General features: G+C 38.5%; 18 protein-coding genes. 4 read left to right on the plus strand and 14 right to left on the minus strand.

All coding sequences use genetic code 11. The annotated features are described in order from the left end of the window. Positions 1-26 precede the first annotated feature (26 nt). Entirely contained in the window at positions 27-311 is a 285-nt protein-coding gene (locus ACOWPH_RS21945) for a YiaA/YiaB family inner membrane protein (protein ID WP_015217507.1), read from the plus strand. A gap of 201 nt (positions 312-512) precedes the next feature. Here the strand turns inward: ACOWPH_RS21945 and ACOWPH_RS21950 are convergent, their stop codons facing one another. From ACOWPH_RS21950 to ACOWPH_RS21985, 8 genes are all read right to left on the minus strand, one after another. Continuing rightward, on the minus strand, positions 513-974 hold the full coding sequence (locus ACOWPH_RS21950) for a ferredoxin (protein WP_015217508.1): 462 nt from the start codon (positions 972-974) through the stop codon (positions 513-515). After that, positions 974-1,360: a DUF1257 domain-containing protein gene (locus ACOWPH_RS21955; protein ID WP_015217509.1), complete on the minus strand. Its 387-nt coding sequence runs from the start codon at positions 1,358-1,360 to the stop codon at positions 974-976. Before ACOWPH_RS21955 ends, ACOWPH_RS21950 begins: the two co-directional genes overlap by 1 nt. Positions 1,361-1,399: 39 nt before the next feature. Further along, positions 1,400-1,612, minus strand: coding sequence for a DUF2997 domain-containing protein (locus ACOWPH_RS21960; RefSeq protein ID WP_042465523.1), 213 nt, complete (start codon positions 1,610-1,612; stop codon positions 1,400-1,402). 433 nt (positions 1,613-2,045) lie between these two features. After that, positions 2,046-2,933, minus strand: coding sequence for an alpha/beta fold hydrolase (locus ACOWPH_RS21965; protein WP_015217511.1), 888 nt, complete (start codon positions 2,931-2,933; stop codon positions 2,046-2,048). Positions 2,934-3,616: 683 nt separating this feature from the next. Next, positions 3,617-4,858, minus strand: coding sequence for a bifunctional ornithine acetyltransferase/N-acetylglutamate synthase (argJ, locus tag ACOWPH_RS21970; RefSeq protein ID WP_015217512.1), 1,242 nt, complete (start codon positions 4,856-4,858; stop codon positions 3,617-3,619). Positions 4,859-5,628: 770 nt separating this feature from the next. Then, positions 5,629-7,104 carry an Asp-tRNA(Asn)/Glu-tRNA(Gln) amidotransferase subunit GatB gene (gene gatB, locus ACOWPH_RS21975; RefSeq protein ID WP_015217513.1) on the minus strand — a complete coding sequence of 492 codons (1,476 nt, stop codon included), beginning with the start codon at positions 7,102-7,104 and terminating at the stop codon, positions 5,629-5,631. Positions 7,105-7,391: 287 nt separating this feature from the next. Next, positions 7,392-8,447: an agmatinase SpeB gene (gene speB / locus ACOWPH_RS21980; protein ID WP_015217514.1), complete on the minus strand. Its 1,056-nt coding sequence runs from the start codon at positions 8,445-8,447 to the stop codon at positions 7,392-7,394. A gap of 1,054 nt (positions 8,448-9,501) precedes the next feature. After that, the gene (locus tag ACOWPH_RS21985) at positions 9,502-9,651 is read right to left on the minus strand and encodes a hypothetical protein (protein ID WP_015217515.1); all 150 of its coding nucleotides are present in this window, start codon (positions 9,649-9,651) and stop codon (positions 9,502-9,504) included. A gap of 107 nt (positions 9,652-9,758) precedes the next feature. Here ACOWPH_RS21985 and ACOWPH_RS21990 point away from each other — a divergent pair, with 107 nt between their 5' ends. Continuing rightward, a complete protein-coding gene (locus tag ACOWPH_RS21990; protein ID WP_015217516.1) occupies positions 9,759-10,184 on the plus strand; it encodes a VOC family protein in 426 nt (141 codons plus the stop codon). Between the two features lie 135 nt (positions 10,185-10,319). Here ACOWPH_RS21990 and ACOWPH_RS21995 read toward each other — a convergent pair whose 3' ends face one another. Then, positions 10,320-10,934, minus strand: a complete 615-nt coding sequence (locus ACOWPH_RS21995; protein WP_015217517.1) for an esterase/lipase family protein — start codon at positions 10,932-10,934, stop codon at positions 10,320-10,322. A 353-nt stretch (positions 10,935-11,287) separates the two neighbouring features. On the opposite strand from ACOWPH_RS21995, the gene ACOWPH_RS22000 reads away from it, so the two are divergent. Then, positions 11,288-11,653 (plus strand): hypothetical protein, encoded by a 366-nt coding sequence (locus ACOWPH_RS22000; RefSeq protein ID WP_015217518.1) that lies wholly within the window; start codon positions 11,288-11,290, stop codon positions 11,651-11,653. Positions 11,654-11,752: 99 nt separating this feature from the next. Here the strand turns inward: ACOWPH_RS22000 and ACOWPH_RS22005 are convergent, their stop codons facing one another. Next, positions 11,753-12,862 (minus strand): tetratricopeptide repeat protein, encoded by a 1,110-nt coding sequence (locus ACOWPH_RS22005; RefSeq protein ID WP_015217519.1) that lies wholly within the window; start codon positions 12,860-12,862, stop codon positions 11,753-11,755. 78 nt (positions 12,863-12,940) lie between these two features. Further along, the gene (locus tag ACOWPH_RS22010; protein WP_015217520.1) at positions 12,941-13,651 is read right to left on the minus strand and encodes a 16S rRNA (uracil(1498)-N(3))-methyltransferase; all 711 of its coding nucleotides are present in this window, start codon (positions 13,649-13,651) and stop codon (positions 12,941-12,943) included. A 127-nt stretch (positions 13,652-13,778) separates the two neighbouring features. On the opposite strand from ACOWPH_RS22010, the gene ACOWPH_RS22015 reads away from it, so the two are divergent. Continuing rightward, the gene (locus ACOWPH_RS22015) at positions 13,779-14,504 is read left to right on the plus strand and encodes a carbonic anhydrase (RefSeq protein WP_042466245.1); all 726 of its coding nucleotides are present in this window, start codon (positions 13,779-13,781) and stop codon (positions 14,502-14,504) included. Between the two features lie 67 nt (positions 14,505-14,571). Here the strand turns inward: ACOWPH_RS22015 and ACOWPH_RS22020 are convergent, their stop codons facing one another. The 3 genes from ACOWPH_RS22020 to ACOWPH_RS22030 all read right to left on the minus strand — a co-directional run bounded on the left by ACOWPH_RS22020 (position 14,572) and on the right by ACOWPH_RS22030 (position 16,329). Beyond that, positions 14,572-15,162, minus strand: coding sequence for a hypothetical protein (locus ACOWPH_RS22020; RefSeq protein WP_244887719.1), 591 nt, complete (start codon positions 15,160-15,162; stop codon positions 14,572-14,574). Further along, on the minus strand, positions 15,116-15,574 hold the full coding sequence (locus ACOWPH_RS22025) for a Panacea domain-containing protein (protein WP_015217523.1): 459 nt from the start codon (positions 15,572-15,574) through the stop codon (positions 15,116-15,118). Before ACOWPH_RS22025 ends, ACOWPH_RS22020 begins: the two co-directional genes overlap by 47 nt. 350 nt (positions 15,575-15,924) lie before the next feature. Continuing rightward, positions 15,925-16,329, minus strand: coding sequence for a GNAT family N-acetyltransferase (locus ACOWPH_RS22030; RefSeq protein WP_015217524.1), 405 nt, complete (start codon positions 16,327-16,329; stop codon positions 15,925-15,927). Positions 16,330-16,394: the final 65 nt, after the last annotated feature.

Consider the following 16,394-nt stretch of genomic DNA (forward strand, 5'->3'; position numbering starts at 1 on the left):
TACAGTACTTATTGAGAGGGGGGGATATGCAAACATTTGGCCCACAAAAAGATAGTAATGCTTGGATTATTCAAACCTGGGCAGCTTTTATGATGTCTATTTTTATGACAGGTTTTGGTATTGTCAATTTGCCTGTGGATAATTGGGTAAAAGGCTTTATGGGTATGGGTTTAGCTTTCTCTATCGGTTCAACTTTTACCTTGGCAAAAACTACCAGAGATTTGCACGAATCCAGAAGGCTAACTTCTAGAATTGACGAAGCTAAAGTTGAAAAGTTGCTTTCACAGCATGATCCTCTCATTCTTAAATAAAAATAAAGGCTGGAATTTAAAACCAGCCTCTGACAGTATTAATTATTTGGTAAGTATTCAGGATAGAGAATACAGGAGTCAGGAGAATAAATATTTTTCGAGTCAACTTTGATGATGTTGAAAAAAATCTCACTTCTCTCTATTCCTGATTTCATAAGTATTCTGACTCCTGACTCCTGAATTCTTACATTGTTTGATATTTTAATCTAAAGATTGTTTCTTTTTTAACTTTTGTTTTTTTCGTCGTTTTTCAGTAGTGGCTACCGCATGATCAACCGGATAACCCACTACAGGAATTACCTGATATCTGCGGTCTTCTTCTAGATTTCTTAACTCAGTGTAATCAACCCAGTGAATACAATCAACAGGACAGGTATCTATAGCTTCTTGAACTATCTCTTCTGCATCCCCATCTTGGCGAACTACACGCGATCGCCCATAATCTGGTTCAATATAAAAAGTATTACGGGCAACATGGGCGCAATGTTTACAACCAATGCAAGTAATTTCATCTACATAAACGCCCTTTTGCCGCAGCACGCCGCCTAGTTCCGGCTCCAAACCAGAACGTTCTGGCTCATCCCGTAAAAAACCACCTAATTCTGGTTCTAAACCAGAACGATTGTTTTCTAAATCTTCTGGCAACGGCTGCAATTGGGTCATTATGAACTCCAGCGTTGTACGACTAAGCGAATGGAACCATCTGCATTGTTTTGTTGTTCAGCAACTTGGAAGCCTACTTTCGCGGTTTCTTTCACCACTGCTTGGTAAGCATAGCGCTGAGTGACTTGGCGCAAAAATCCATCTACAGATAAATCTTGCTGCCAATATTGTAGATCAGCTACCAATTCGTATTCCTTACCATTCCATCTAAAACCGATATCATAGCCATTTTCCTGCTCAATAGAAACTTCCGCAGGATGAGTTTGACCGCGATAGCCACGTACTTCCTGTGGGCCAGGCTTCCAGTCTATGCCCAAGTCAGTCAGCGCATCTTTTAAGGATTCTAGGTTACGGATTTGAGTCTTGATTTGGCTAAAGTGTGACATGGTGGTTGTGAATCTATGACAATAAACTAGTTTGAAAACTTACCATTCGCTAAATGCAGTTTGCGTATTTACTACAGCAGATTCCTGGACATTATTGTTGGCGAAAAATTCTGAGGTTGGCTGCTGGTTGAGTACTTGTCCCAGTTGCGCTTCTATCGCTGCTGTTACTTCAGCACAAGAGTTACCTACGATACCAGTCACCGTCTCTTGTACCCGACCGTCTGGATAAATTATGAACTCTAATGTTTCCATGCTATGAAAGCCAACCTCTATAGTACGCTTGAGCCTTCCTGCTGAAGCAGAATTGGTCAAAATCTAGATGTAGAACTTAGATACAAACTTGCCATTTGTTAACTAATGTTCCATCTTTCAAAATAAATATCTCAGAATCTTTACAAAAATTATTATTTTAATAAGCCTACACTCCTATCATTAGTAAGTTTCCCCTAACCTGATCGATTAGTCAAGGTCAAAATCACCTAAGAAAATATAGCTGTAAAAGCTCTTAAACGTTAGGATTGTAGTCAGCAAAGGCAGGCAGGGAAATATAAAAAAATGCTAAAGCTTATTGAAATAAATTATCATTATCATAGAATTGAGGCGATTGTTATATGGATTAACTGCGATCGCTTAATTTTTGTCTATCTTCAATAGAAGACAAAATAGGTTAAGCTATATTTTATACTTAAATTATACTTTGTACACGAGCAAGTACAGCTTCAATTACTGTCTGCGGTGCTTCCCGTTGGATAAAATGTCCAACATCCGGTATTACAAATCGCTTATAGTCTCTTAGAAAAAATTGTTCTTTATTCGCACTAGTTTCTGGCAATGTTGCACCATCAGATCCACCATGTAGTACTGTGGTTGGAACATCAATTTTAGGTGCAGCCATCAGTTTTTGGTGAATAGAATCGTAGTGAGGGTCATTGGGAGAGATACCCCAGCGATTGCGGTACGAGTCAATTGTAATATCAATCCAGTCTGGGTTATCAAATGATTGTGCAGTCGTCTCAAACTCAGTTTCACTAAAATGCCACAAAGGACACCACAATTGCCATAACTGGCGTGTAAAACTGCGTCTATTAGCTTTAAGGGTTACACGTCCACGCTCCGTTGCAAAAAACCACTGATACCAATATTGTTGTACCTGTTCAAAGGATAGTATCTGATCAGGATTATTGGTTCCGTAACCTACAGATAATGTAGTTAGACTAAGTACAAATTCAGGGCGCAGAGCAGCTACATTATAGGCAATGCGTGCGCCCCAATCATGACCTACCAGATGTACAGAACTAATTTTTAAAGCTTCAATAAACTCAATTAGGTCTTGTCCCAAGGCTGCAAGTTGTCCGCTACGCAAAGTTTGAGAATCAAGAAAATGTGTCATACCAAAACCTCTCAGAAATGGTGTGATACAACGATAGTTTGCACTCACCAAAGCTGGGATGATTGCATTCCAAGTAAGTGCATCATCAGGCCAGCCATGCAGAAGAAGTATAGGTTGTGCATCACTTTCACCATAGCTGTGATAAGCGATATTGAGACTTGATGTTTTAATGTAATGGAGCATGATTTCTATATAATTAGAATATCGGTAAAGCGTTTTTACATTAGCATAAAGCAAATTTCATGTATTTAGACCACACTCTTGATTCCTCTCTGTGCCTCTGCGCCTCTGCGTGAGACAGAAAAATGTGGTTCATTTACCCAAAAATCGCTGTAATATTTTTTTACTATCTATATTTTGATAATTTAGTTGAGATGGAATTCAGATATAGGACTACTATTTGATTTTTTTGGTGTAGCACTCTGCGTTTACAAATTATGTACAAAAGAAGTCATGATGAGGGTAAAGCGCAATACTCATTGTTGTTCACTTAACGTAAAAACTGGGTTTCGTTTTTCTCGTTCCTATACAGGGTATGGGAATAAATTCTAGAAGGCTCTACCTATGGCTATAGCTTTACGACGTAAAAGTTATACGCTATCAATGAGAGTAGAGGCAGAGCCTCTGTGATGGCATTCCTAGTCAGAGACTAGGAACGAGATATGGTAAAAGTTTGAGCTTAAGTTGACACTTGAGTATTGCGCTTTACCTCTACATCAATCAAAAAGGTTCTGAGGTGTAATTCACACAACTGAGAATGGCTATAAAATTCCCATAATCGAAAATAAATATGGCTAATTTTAATTCTTCTCAATGTAACTGAAAATCAATTGCCTACAGTGTTTTTCAGACCTAAGAGTATCAATTCAAGTTGTATATTCGGCGTTAATTTTCACATAGTCGTAACTCAAATCACAACCCCATGCTTGACCTGTGCCGTGACCATTACCAACGCTGACCGAAATTAATACTGTATCTTCTTTCAGATACGCACCTGATGCTGCTTTTTTTAAATATGCACTAGCTGCGGCTTTATCAAAAGGTAACGGTTGACCATTTTCAAAAAGTAAGAAATCGCCTAATTTAATTTGCAAATTATCTTGTTCAAAGGGTACTCCAGCACGTCCAGCAGCGCCGGCGATACGTCCCCAATTGGGGTCACGTCCAAAGATTGCAGATTTGACTAAAGAAGACCCAGCGATGGTTTTGGCGATTTGTCGTGCTGCTGTTTCATCTTGTGCGCCGGTGACTTGCACTTCTACTAAGCAGGTTGCACCTTCTCCGTCACGTGCGATCGCTTTCGCTAAATGCTGGCATACTGCTGTTAGCATGGCTTCTAATCTTTCTGCTTCTGCACCCATTTCTGTAATTGCTGGGGTGCGAGATTGACCATTTGCTAAAGCAATTAAGCTATCATTTGTGCTGGTATCACCATCAACCGTAATAGAATTGAAACTTCTATCTGCTGCTCTGGTTAGCATTTGTTGCCAAAGCGTGGGTGCAACGGCCGCATCACAGGTGACAAATGCCAGCATGGTGGCCATGTTGGGGTGTATCATTCCCGAACCTTTGGCAATACCGCCAATTCTGACGGGACGGTCGCCTATAGTTGTTTCTAGAGCAATTGATTTTGTGACTAAATCAGTGGTGATAATTGCTCCAGCCGCAGCATCTGAGCCTGTTTCTGAAAGTGCTGCTACCACCTTGGGTATACCACCACGCAGTATATCCATTTTAATTCTTTGACCAATTACCCCTGTGGAAGCCAGTAAAATCGCTTCTGGGGAAATACCCAATTCTTTAGCTAATAAATCAGCACTTTCCAGAGCATCTTTTACACCTTGGCTACCTGTCGCTGCATTAGCCTGTCCAGCGTTGCATAATATAGCTCTAGCACTATGTTTAGCTTGCAAACGTTGACGGCAATAGTCCACACAAGCAGCTTTAACATGACTAGTTGTGAACACACCGGCAGCGATCGCATCTGCATCTGACAATATTAACGCCAAATCCGGCAATCCTGAAGGTTTAAGTCCGGCCGTGATTCCCGCTGCTCGATATCCTCTAGCTGCTGTCACCCCACCAGTAATTTCCCGCCAGTCTCCCATAATTTTTCTCACAAAAACTATATATTCAGTAGGTTGGTCGATTGCTGCTCCGACTTTTACCGCTTCCGGCTCAGGTTAGCTATCCCGTATTTATCCTTATTGTGAGTTTATCTGTAGATGGCAATCTTGCACCAGTTGATTTGGTATGATCGTCATGGTTTTTAACCGTATTTATAGTGACAGTGCTGCACACCTAAGCACAAAATTGAGCCATGATATTTTTAACTCCCAAAAAACTATTTAGACTATGTTGTTCTACTAATACTGAGAGATAAAAACTAAAAAAGAGAGCCAATTAAATAGCTCTCCAAATCATCAGGGTGCATCTACTTATCACAGTATAACATTTTAAGGGTGATGGGTGAAACCCCTTTTTCAGGATTTTTCCCAAAAAAGTTACGAAAATTACTTTCATTTTGGGACGTGTTCAATACTCTTTTTCGTGATTATTTGTCAACCTGATTTTAAATACTTCACAAAAGCAACCCAAGAACCCTACTTTTCTATTCCATTTATATAAATACTCAGTAAATGGGAAACTCAGTGGTTCTAGTTATCCACACTTGATCTCAAAAATATAATTGCTTAAATTCTCCGAAAGGAAGAGAGCCACTTAGGTAGCTCTCCAAATCATCAGGGTGCATCTAACTAGCAAAGTATAGCACTTAAGGGATGAGGGGTATCACCCATTTGTTGGTTTTTTTGCAAAAATCTGGTGTGAAATTGTCAGGAAAAAAATTGAATTATCATCACTTTCATCACACCCACAACTAAGCATTAAGTTTCTTTTCCAGCAATTCATTAGTCAGTTTTGGATCAGCACGTTTACCAGTCTTTTTCAATACTTGTCCGACAAAGAAACCTTTGAGGTTAGTATTACCAGCACGATACTTTTCTAATTGTTGAGTATTAGCGGCTATGATTTCATCTATGATAGGTTCTAGAACAGTAGGATCACTAATTAACTCTTGACCTGCAAAAGCTTGCTCAGGAGTAATACCACTCAGTAAATCTGAGAGTTTTTCCTTTGCTTGAGCGTTGCTAATTTTACCAGTTTCAATGCGAGTAATCACATCAGCAAGATTAGCGGGAGTTAAAGCAATTTCTGCAATAGTGAGTTTTTGCTTATTCAGGTAAGCAGCAATATCTTGGGTAATCCAGTTAGCAGCAGCTTTAGGATTTGCACCAGATTTGATGGAACTTTCAAAATAATCAGCCACTGAACTATCTTCTGTCAAGACTCGTGCATCATAAGCTGAAAGACCCAACTCACTTTCATAATGATGGCGTTTTTGTGCTGGTAATTCCGGTAACTCACTCAACCAAGTTTTTAATTGTTGCTCACTCACCTGAATTGGTGATAAATCTGGTTCGGGGAAATACCGATAATCACTAGAACCTTCCTTAACCCGCATACTACTTGTCCGTTGGGAACCTTCTTCCCACAAACGAGTTTCTTGAATAATTCTTTCCCCAGCTTCAATTGCTGCAATTTGACGCTCAATTTCATAGTCTATCGCCTTTTGGATAGCACTAAAAGAGTTCATATTCTTGATTTCTACCTTCGTCCCAAATTCCTTTCTTCCCACAGGACGAACAGAAATATTTACATCACAACGCAGAGAACCTTCCTGCATATTGCCATCACTGACACCAAGATAGCGCACAATCCGGCGTAATTCTTGAGCATATTCAGCCGCTTCTTGTCCAGAACGCAAGTCAGGTTCAGAAACAATTTCCACCAAGGGAACACCTGCGCGATTGTAATCTACCAGAGAATAGGTAGAACCAGAAAGCCTCTCACTCCCTGCGTGTACGAGTTTTCCCGCATCCTCTTCCATGTGTAAGCGGGTAATGCCAATACGTTTGCGGCTTGGGTTGCCAGTATCATCTACCAATTCAATTTCTATCCAACCGTGTTCAGCTATAGGTAAGTCATATTGAGAAATTTGGTAGTTTTTGGGTAAGTCAGGATAAAAATACTGTTTACGGTCAAATTTGCTATATTTAGCGATTTGACAATTTAGCGCCAAACCAGTTTTGACAGCATATTCTAGAACTTTGGCGTTAAGCACGGGTAAAACCCCTGGTAAACCCATACATACCGGGTCGATATTAGTATTGGGGTCAGCACCAAATGCGGTGGAACTATTGGAAAAAATTTTGGTGTTGGTACTGAGTTGACAATGGGTTTCTAAACCTATAATCGCTTCATATTCAGTTTTTACGGGTGTAGCAGTTGTCATAATTACGATTTTTCTGAATTTTCTTTAGGGTACTATTTTAGCTGAAAACAAAAGAAGCCCCGCGCCTCACTCTTGGACTGGACTGCTCACCACAATTCTTAAATCCTGATAAAATCCAGATTCCGGTTTTAATACTGTATCAAAAATACCGGAAACATATTCTGGGTAAAAATGATTGGGAAGTGCGATCGCAAGACTTGTAAAGCAATGCAGGATTCCTCTAAACTGGACGTGAGATAATCGTGTAAATCCTGATTTCAGAGATAGACCGGGTTTCTAGACTAAATTTAATTTCCGTAAGTACTGTTTTTCTGGGATAAATTCAATAAATTCGCCAACTTATAAACTATCCTCGCACCAACATTACCATCCCACTCAGCATCACCGACTTCACACAAATCAAAACCAATAATTTTTCTACCGCTATTTACCAATTCCCTAAACAAACAATAAGCTTGTTCTAATTCCAATCCCCCAGGAACCGGAGTTCCAGTATTTGGACACAGTTTAGGATCTAACCCATCCACATCAAAGCTAATATAAACATTTTCAGGTAAATGATTGATAATTTCTCGACATATATCAATCCAAGTATTTCCAGAATATAACTTTTGTTTAATCGCATGATCATAATAAGCTATAATCCGCCCATTAGAATCATTGATTATATCAACTTCATCTTGACAAATATCCCGCAAACCTACTTGCACTAACTTAGAAATTTGCGGTATTTTCATCGCATTGAACATAATCGACGCATGGGAAAATTCAAATTCCTCATAAGAGTCGCGCAAATCTGCGTGTGCGTCAATGTGCAGAATTCCATAACTCTCATATTTAGCAGCTAAGGCTTGGAAATAACCCAAAGGTGAGCTATGATCACCACCAATGACAGCAACTTTTTTACCCTGATTCATCGCTGTTTGGCAATGTTGAAACAACCATTGATTCAACTGTTCACCTGCTTGATTAATTTCTGTTAGTACAGGTGTTAAATCAGGTGTATTTGTTAGCGGTTTACCTTCTGCTTGTCTTTCGATAATTTTGGCTGCTTGTTGACGATAGTAATGATTTTTTTCTAAAATATCTTGGGGAATTTCCACCATAAAAATTCCCTGCTTCCAACCATCAGGATTATCAAAATCGAATAAATCTATTTGGAATGACGCATCTAAAATCCGTTGTGGCCCGTTAGCAGTACCCGCCCCATAGGAAACTGTAACTTCCCAAGGTACGGCAAAGATAATCAAGTTTGCAGACTCGTAATCATAAGGTAAACCCAGTAAATTACCATTCATTTCAGCTATACCGCTGGGGTTGTAGTCTTGAATTTGATTACTCATCACTTATCTTCTGGATATATATCAGCAGACAAAACCTGCTTGGTTGACATTTGCATTGTAGCAGTGTAAATCAATGAAATAAACTTACAGGATATTGTAGATAAATGAGGCTTCCGTGAGCGTTAGCGGCTTGAGTGAGCCTTCTCTGCGAACCGGTACGCCGAACTCCGATAGCTTGCATGGCGTAGCCATACGGTACAAAGATAAATGATAAAATTCTTGTGGCACTGATTACATTTAAAAAAAAGGTTTGGTTTATTACCAAACCTCTATAATTGCTGTGCTTAACAACGTACTAAATTAATTTAGTACTAGTCTGCTTACATATCATCTTCCTAAAGGATGTATCCAAATACCCCAAAAACTGATACAAGGTTACTTGGTCACAATTTTTAATATCTTTGGAAGTTACCTGATCAAAATAAATAAGCAACTATCTTAAGCATAAAAAAGGCGTGGACTAAAGCCAAGCCTTTGTATATACCAGGTGTTTACCATATGTAGATAATTTAAACCCTTTCTGATTAGAGTTCATCTTCCTATGAGGTGTGTACAAATTGTGTAACAGATGCTAGTAGGGCTTCAAAAAAAATAAAGCCCAAACTGGCTTTATAAGCAGCAAACAGGACAGGGTGGTTAGGAGTCAAGTGATGATACTAGTCATCACTTGACTGCAACTTTTAATATAATTGTTGTAGTTCGCCATACAAGGGTTATTCCCGGCTAATAAACAACATGAGATAAATGTCTCTGCTTTTTGGAACTATCTATGATGTATGAAAATTTAGCGGATCATAGTAGTGTACTTTTACCAGTACATCAAGCTTCCATTATTTGGAATGGTGAAAAAAGATAAATTAATATGCTGGCGATAGGAAGGCTGCCATTATTGACAACGGAATTACTTAATGGCAATGAAGTATCTGTCGAACTTAAAGAAGCGGATTGATAGTAATTGAAGAGATATAACCAAATATCAACTTCTCCAAAAGAAATGATATCTATTACCTGTGCAAACTTAACTAAATAATAGTAAACTGGCAGAGAAATACTACTAAATAGTAGCCAGGTAATTGTCTAGTTTCTCTAAAAGTTCCACCAAATCCTCTAATGTGAGAATTTCTTCAGATTCTTGACTGGAGTAATTAGCATCAACGAGGAATTGCATTGATTCTTGGATAAAGTTGGGATGGTAGAGTTGCATTTCTTTGTGATTTGTTGGTTTATACTCTCACAATAGATCTAGATTGTGGAAATCTTGTGGAGATGTTAAGATTTTTGCTTCTTTAGCTTATTAGCCTGTTTATCATTATGCAAAAAACCTTATTTCATCTCGCTTTTCCTGTTACTGATATTACCAAAACTAAAGCCTATTATGTTGATGCTTTGGGCTGTATAAGCGGAAGAGAAAACCCCCATGCCCTGATTCTCAATCTCTATGGTCATCAACTTGTAGCCCACGTTACTCAAGAATTAACACCCCAAAGAGGTATTTATCCTCGACATTTTGGGTTAATTTTTACAGATAAGCAAGATTGGCAGCAATTGCTAGATAGGGCGCAAATAAAACAACTAACTTTTAGAGAAGAAGCCAAAAACCGCTTTGTTGGTTCTCCTTTAGAGCATAATACTTTTTTTTTAGAAGATCCTTTTTATAATTTAATGGAATTTAAGTATTATCGCTATCCAGAGGCGATTTTTGGGAGTTCTGAGCATATTCTGATTGGCGAAACTTAAACTAAAGTTATTAGCTACGCTTTAGCGTTTCCCACTAAGCGTGATATACAAAATTACCCCTCCCCAATCCTTACCTTACCAAGGGGAGGGTGCGCGATAGCGCGGGTGGGGTGTATTTCATGAGCTTGGGAACTGCTATGATGCGGAATTAATTGGTTGTGTTAATGCTTCTGCTACTATTGCTAGAGTTCGATTATCTGTTAACATCCAAGGGTGGAATGCAACTGGTAAAATAACTTCATTACCTAATGAGATTTGTGAACTTTTAGCAGGTACAATCATTAAATCATAAGGTGTCCATATAGATGTAAAATTTAACTGTTTTAACATCTCGACATCAGAATTTAAATTCTGAAGCAAAGAACTAGCGGGACGCATTTGCACACAACCCGGAAGCCAAGAAGCGTAAGCCATCATAGTTCCTCGATGAGGAGATGATATGGTGATAAAACGCTTTACTCTATCTATTCCCCCCAAGCGTTGGATGTAATAGCGACTGACAATTCCACCCATGCTAAAGCCTAGTAAATCAAATGGTTGTTCTGGTGCAAAAGTAGCGGCTACATAATCAGCTACCTGCTGTGCTAACTTATCCAGAACCTCAGATCCATTATTAGGCAACAAATCTAGGGTGTAAACCGACCAACCTCTTTGTCTGAGGTAAAACGCCATTTTATTAAAAACTGCGCCTGTGTCATTAATACCATGTACTAATAAAACAGGATGGCGCAGTTGCTGTTCAGTGTTCATTGGATTTTTTGGCATCAAGTCTGTAGAAAATATAACTGAGTAGCATATCCACTTGCAAACAAGCTATGACAGTTTTTGTAGGTAACTAGCGATTGTAAATTTTTATTAAGTAAAGTCTCAGAATCTTGCTCCTCGTTACATTAAAATTTAATAATTAGTTCGCAGTATTTACAAGTTGCCAGTAGTTGTAATGAGGTGATAACAGTTGTCCTATAGCGTGACTACAATTTGATAAGTAGAAATGTGTAGGGATTCTTACCGGAAGCAATTAGGGCAACAAAATGTAACATTTTACTGCAATAATTAATAATTACGTTGATATTGCAAGATATTTAAACACAGGAGGAATTGTCATGTTTGGATTTATCAAAAATTTAATCGCGGGAATTTTGGGTTTTATCACTGGACTGTTTGCGAAGAAAGATAATGGTTACTACTTACAACTAAATGAAGAAGCAACAGAAGCCAAACCAGTAGCAACTAAAGCTAAAGCAGAACCTGCTAAAGCAACAGCAGCTAAACCAGAAGCAGTAGCAACTAAAGCCAAAGCAGAACCTGCTAAAGCACCAGCAGTCAAACCAGAACCCGCTAAAGTACCAGATGAGACTACATTTGCACCCAAGTATTTAGTTCCTTCTTCTTCTAATGGTCGTCGCCGTCCTGGAGCAAATATGAATACCTATCTAGATATGGCGCGTCAGGTGAAAACTCCTGGATAAATTTGGCGACAGGGCATTAATAATTCAATTTTGGATTTTGAATTCTTAGATTAAGCATTTTGAACTATTTTTTGAACTATCTAATGCAAAATCTAAAATCTAAAATTTTGTTTTGATTTCCATGCCCTGTGAATTTGTTGATGCCTTTTTAAGAAATACAATTCCACTGTATAAGTGAAATGCTGAATCCCAATTGCTTTTTTCTCGTCGGAATAAGTGAATGTGAGAGGGAATTTTATTCAGCATTTCTGATTGATCTAATACTGTTTCTCCAAAAGATTTAAAATCTGACCAAATTTTGACTTGTGGTAGTTGATGTTCAACCCAGTTGATCAAACTATTCCAGTTGATTCTAATTGTATTTTGATTGGCTTGGGGCGTAATTTCTAAACCTTGCTGATATTCATAGCCTTGGTCATAAATTCGCAAGATGCTATTTCTGTTAGGTAAATGTAAATCACAGAATTGGGCATAGTCTTGAGTTTGGGTTTTGCGTTCTAGTTGACGACGGGCGTTTACATCTACAACCTGTTCAAAAATTGGTAATAGCCCAATAACTCTATCTGTGACTTCTGACCAGTGAAAACTGAACGAACCAAGTTGATTTTCTGCATTGCGACAAATCACTGTAGGTTTTGGTTGCAATTCTGAAAAATATTGAACTTGAAATACTTGAATTTGCTGAATTTGTGGAAGTGTCAGCCAGAAACATGGAATTCCTGCCTGTTGTATCTGTTTGCCATAAAATTGAAGTTCGCCCACTTTTCCGTTGCGGTATACTCTCCAACTGCGACTTGGTAGTATTAATCTAGCTGTGTAGGGGTCTATCTGCATAATCTGAGCTAGTTTTGGCGCAGCTATGGTTTTGAGTTCGTTACTAATGGGTTCTAATATTAATATTCCCTGTTCGGTGTTAGTTGGTTCTGCTGTGGCTTGGGAAATAGCTCTTTGTTTTTCTTCTTGCTTGATTTCTTCTAGGCGCTGCAAACCTTGACGTGCTTGAGCCAAGATTTTGTTATGGCTTGTTACTCGTAGTAGTTGACGATAAATTTTTTCTGCTTGCTGACGCTTTCCAGACACTTCATGCAAGCGACCTAGATAAAGTTGTACCCAAGGATTTTCTGGGGATTCTTTGAGTAGGGGTTTGAGTAATGTGGCTGCGGTTTGATAGTCTTTGCGTTCAAAGGCAGCGACGACTTCTTCCAGCATGATTTTTAAGGACTCTGAATGGATGTCTCGCGCTAAGGCGCAAAGAAAAGTGTTACCGTTTTGCGTGAGATATATCCTTTATAGTTCACAAGCAGCCGCAATTAATGATACAGCAACCATTGGTGCGGTGACTGCCCGGAGGATGCGACGACCAAGGGAAATAGGCTGAAATTCTGCTTCTTGTGCGATCGCAATTTCTTGATCTGTCCATCCTCCTTCTGGGCCTGTAGCGATCGCAATTTCTCTAGATAAGTTATTATCTATTACCTTTGATAAATGTAGATAGTGACCACGCGCTTCACAAATAAAACGCTGATTAGCTTCACATTCATTGATAGCCTTAGTAAAAGCTATAGGTTCTAATATTGTGGGGATAAAAGAACGCTCTGATTGTTCCGCTGCTTCGGCGGCAATGCGTCGCCAGCGTTCAAGTTTTTGAGGACTAGGATTGAGTAAAGTGCGATCGCTCAAAATTGGTACAATACAAGCTACACCCAACTCTGTACAACACCGGACAACATCATCAAAACCATTTCCTTTCGGTAAAGCCAGCATCAAAGTTATAGATACAGGTAACTCTGTTTCTACTTGTAATGCTTCTAAAACCTGTCCCTGATCCCCTGCTACCTGCGCTAACCACCATTTACCCATGCCATCCATGGCAATAAATTTATCTCCCTCCTGCAAGCGCAGAACCCGCAATAAATAATGTTGTTGTTGGGGTGTAAATGAAATTTGTCCTTGTTGGAGTTGGAAAGGCTGAATAGTAATGCGTTGGAGTTGAGACATAATGTGTCTGAATCAGGATTTACAAGATTTAAGGATTTACAGGATAATGGTTTTTGATTTATTGTCTGAGTCAAGATTTGCAAGATTTAAGCGCGTGAAAATAAAAAATCTTCTTTTTATAATATTTTTGATATTATTTACCGCTGTATTTTCTCCACAAGTCTTAGCTGAAGAAAAAGCGCCACACTGGAGTTATGGAGGTGCAGCTAATCCCACTAAATGGAGCCAAATCAGTACTGAGTTTGCGATGTGTGAACTAGGAAGAGATCAATCTCCCATTAATATTGATGATGCTGTCCAAGGAACTCCTATAAATATAGAGTTTAACTATAAACCGACACCTTTATCAGTAGTTAATAACGGTCACACTGTGCAAGTGAATTACAAATCAGGTAGCACTATCAATATCAACGGTGAGAAATATGAACTCCTTCAGTTTCATTTCCACACACCAAGTGAACATACTATTAGTGGCAAAGCATCGGCTTTAGAACTGCACTTGGTACACCGCAATGGAAAAGGGCAACTAGCAGTTGTTGGAGTCATGATGGCAAAAGGCACAACTAACCCCTTAATTGAGCAGATTTGGAAGCATATTCCGGCTGCGGGGAAAAACAATATTGTTCAAAATTCCACCATTAGCGCTGCCAATTTATTACCTAAGAATAAAGCTTATTTCAGTTATACTGGTTCACTGACTACGCCACCATGCAGCGAAAGCGTTAAATGGAACGTCCTGGCAGAACCTATTCAAGTTTCAGAAGAGCAAATTGAAGCTTTCCAAAATCTATATCAAGTAAATGCTCGTCCAGTGCAACCCATCAATGGTAGAAGGATTGAATTTCACGGATAATAGATTGGATTCTCTAACATCAATTTCTATGAGATTTGAGATGCCTAAGAAAAACTAAACTATCGCACTAATCACCATCAACTGGGCATATTTTATGATATCGCTCGTACCAAACTGTAAAAAAATGATGTTTTACTCTAACTCCCCAGATTCTTTCACTTGTACCCAATCTCAACCTAAACAATTCCTCAAACTGTGAGATTGTTTCAAAATCTTTCCAGCGTTGTTGAGCTTCATCGCAGATAGAATTGAGAGGTTGATGCTTATTGAGCTTCTTTCTATAATTGGATGCACCGTTATATGTTTGGGTTTCAACCTCTTGCCATGAATTATTCTGCAAAGACTTAAGATGAGGCTCAATTTCTTCTTTTTCCCATTTCCTTGCTTCGCCCCAACTCCATACCCCTTCCTGATCAGCTTCTGATACACACCATGAAAAATAATGGTCTTTGTAATCATCAGCGTCAACACTTCTCGGTATTTTTCTTAAATCAGGTTTCTCTGTAGCCCTGATTAACTTACTTGATACTTCAATATCTTGTAGCAGTCTAACTTTTTTTTGTTGTTCTTTTAGTTTTTTCTCATTGTTGCGCTTAATTCGATCTTCTCTCTTACTCATCTTCTTCTGGTTCATTCCAAATTCCAGAATGATATTCAAAAATTGCATCTCTAGTTATTTCATTGTTACAGCTTGCCATAGGTGCTAGATCACCTCTTGCATTTTTCCAAGGATCTTCTTGATGATTAATGTCACTAAGTTGCTGTGCTGTATAACCTCCATAAAAATCTAGTACCTTATCTATATTCTCTTTTTCGCTATCTGTAAGTACACCGCTATTTCCTTCACTAAAAGATTCTGTATTGACCTTAAACTTACCTTTATGAACGTTATACAAATCTCGAACTACTGCTCCGTTAGCCCAAGCTTCAATTCTTTCTTCAAACAACTCAGACTCGTCCCATACTAAATTCCATGCTTGACTATAGTAGACAAGCTTTTGAAGTTTCATTGATGTAATTTCACCCTGTTTTTCAAGGATATAACGAGCAACATCAAATACTGTAGCCATATTAGTTCCTCAAACAAACTACTATTATCGTTGATAATAAAACGTCATTTCGACTTGATATAAGCTCTATATGAGTCGTACTAAACTCTAATACTTGGATAATACACTGCAATATAAAATTGCAATTAAATTATAATAGCGACTTATTTTATAGTACAAGAATACCATAAGCGACTAGTATATGTCAAGTCTTTCTTTCTCATCCTCAAAACAATATCACCAAATTTCCCAGGATTCAGTTTGACTGCTGCACAGATGATTCAACCTGGTAAACTCAAGCGATAATAGATACATGGATGCGTAATACAGTTTTTCCAAGACGAATATAAAGCACTCAAGAATTTAAAGAATCATGGCAATTCACGCCACATAAAAGTTATGTCTGGGTTTGGATGTGGGATAAAACCATGCTTTTCATACCAAGCCTTTCTATCAAAACCATCAGATGCAATAGAGTTTCCTGGTCTTTCTAAGAGGATATCCATTTTTTCTATTTGCCACAGAGCTTCACAAGTTTTTTCTAGCAACTCGGAACCATACCCACGTCTCTTAAATTGTTGCAAAATTTCTATATCAGATAAATACCAGACGCGTTCTTTAAACCTGTTAGTCCTGCATAAACTCTTCCCAAGACAAGTTCCGTCTTGCTTGAAAAGACCAAACGCTACACTCTCCCCTCCATATTCACTATTAACTTTCTTGAAGATAAGAGTCTCTCCATTTAAATGAAATGTGATCAACTTTTCACTAGTCATAGTACTTACTAAAAACTCTACTCAGTTGTTGGCTAAATTAAAATCCCCCTCCTTTTTGTGCGAGG

Origin of the sequence: Anabaena sp. PCC 7938, from assembly GCF_049315035.1 — a bacterium.
Classification (GTDB): Bacteria; Cyanobacteriota; Cyanobacteriia; order Cyanobacteriales; family Nostocaceae; genus Anabaena; species Anabaena cylindrica.

What these genes read in the sequence shown, in the direction of transcription:
- speB (WP_015217514.1), bottom strand. Translation starts at nt 8,447, where the DNA reads ATGAGTAATCAAATTCAAGACTACAACCCCAGCGGTATAGCTGAAATG.
- ACOWPH_RS21955 (WP_015217509.1), bottom strand. Translation starts at nt 1,360, where the DNA reads ATGTCACACTTTAGCCAAATCAAGACTCAAATCCGTAACCTAGAATCC.
- ACOWPH_RS21990 (WP_015217516.1), top strand. Translation starts at nt 9,759, where the DNA reads ATGCAAAAAACCTTATTTCATCTCGCTTTTCCTGTTACTGATATTACC.
- ACOWPH_RS22030 (WP_015217524.1), bottom strand. Translation starts at nt 16,329, where the DNA reads ATGACTAGTGAAAAGTTGATCACATTTCATTTAAATGGAGAGACTCTT.
- argJ (WP_015217512.1), bottom strand. Translation starts at nt 4,858, where the DNA reads ATGGGAGACTGGCGGGAAATTACTGGTGGGGTGACAGCAGCTAGAGGA.
- ACOWPH_RS21985 (WP_015217515.1), bottom strand. Translation starts at nt 9,651, where the DNA reads ATGCAACTCTACCATCCCAACTTTATCCAAGAATCAATGCAATTCCTC.
- ACOWPH_RS21965 (WP_015217511.1), bottom strand. Translation starts at nt 2,933, where the DNA reads ATGCTCCATTACATTAAAACATCAAGTCTCAATATCGCTTATCACAGC.
- ACOWPH_RS21945 (WP_015217507.1), top strand. Translation starts at nt 27, where the DNA reads ATGCAAACATTTGGCCCACAAAAAGATAGTAATGCTTGGATTATTCAA.
- ACOWPH_RS22005 (WP_015217519.1), bottom strand. Translation starts at nt 12,862, where the DNA reads ATGCTGGAAGAAGTCGTCGCTGCCTTTGAACGCAAAGACTATCAAACC.
- ACOWPH_RS21960 (WP_042465523.1), bottom strand. Translation starts at nt 1,612, where the DNA reads ATGGAAACATTAGAGTTCATAATTTATCCAGACGGTCGGGTACAAGAG.
- ACOWPH_RS21995 (WP_015217517.1), bottom strand. Translation starts at nt 10,934, where the DNA reads ATGAACACTGAACAGCAACTGCGCCATCCTGTTTTATTAGTACATGGT.
- ACOWPH_RS21950 (WP_015217508.1), bottom strand. Translation starts at nt 974, where the DNA reads ATGACCCAATTGCAGCCGTTGCCAGAAGATTTAGAAAACAATCGTTCT.
- gatB (WP_015217513.1), bottom strand. Translation starts at nt 7,104, where the DNA reads ATGACAACTGCTACACCCGTAAAAACTGAATATGAAGCGATTATAGGT.
- ACOWPH_RS22000 (WP_015217518.1), top strand. Translation starts at nt 11,288, where the DNA reads ATGTTTGGATTTATCAAAAATTTAATCGCGGGAATTTTGGGTTTTATC.
- ACOWPH_RS22010 (WP_015217520.1), bottom strand. Translation starts at nt 13,651, where the DNA reads ATGTCTCAACTCCAACGCATTACTATTCAGCCTTTCCAACTCCAACAA.
- ACOWPH_RS22025 (WP_015217523.1), bottom strand. Translation starts at nt 15,574, where the DNA reads ATGGCTACAGTATTTGATGTTGCTCGTTATATCCTTGAAAAACAGGGT.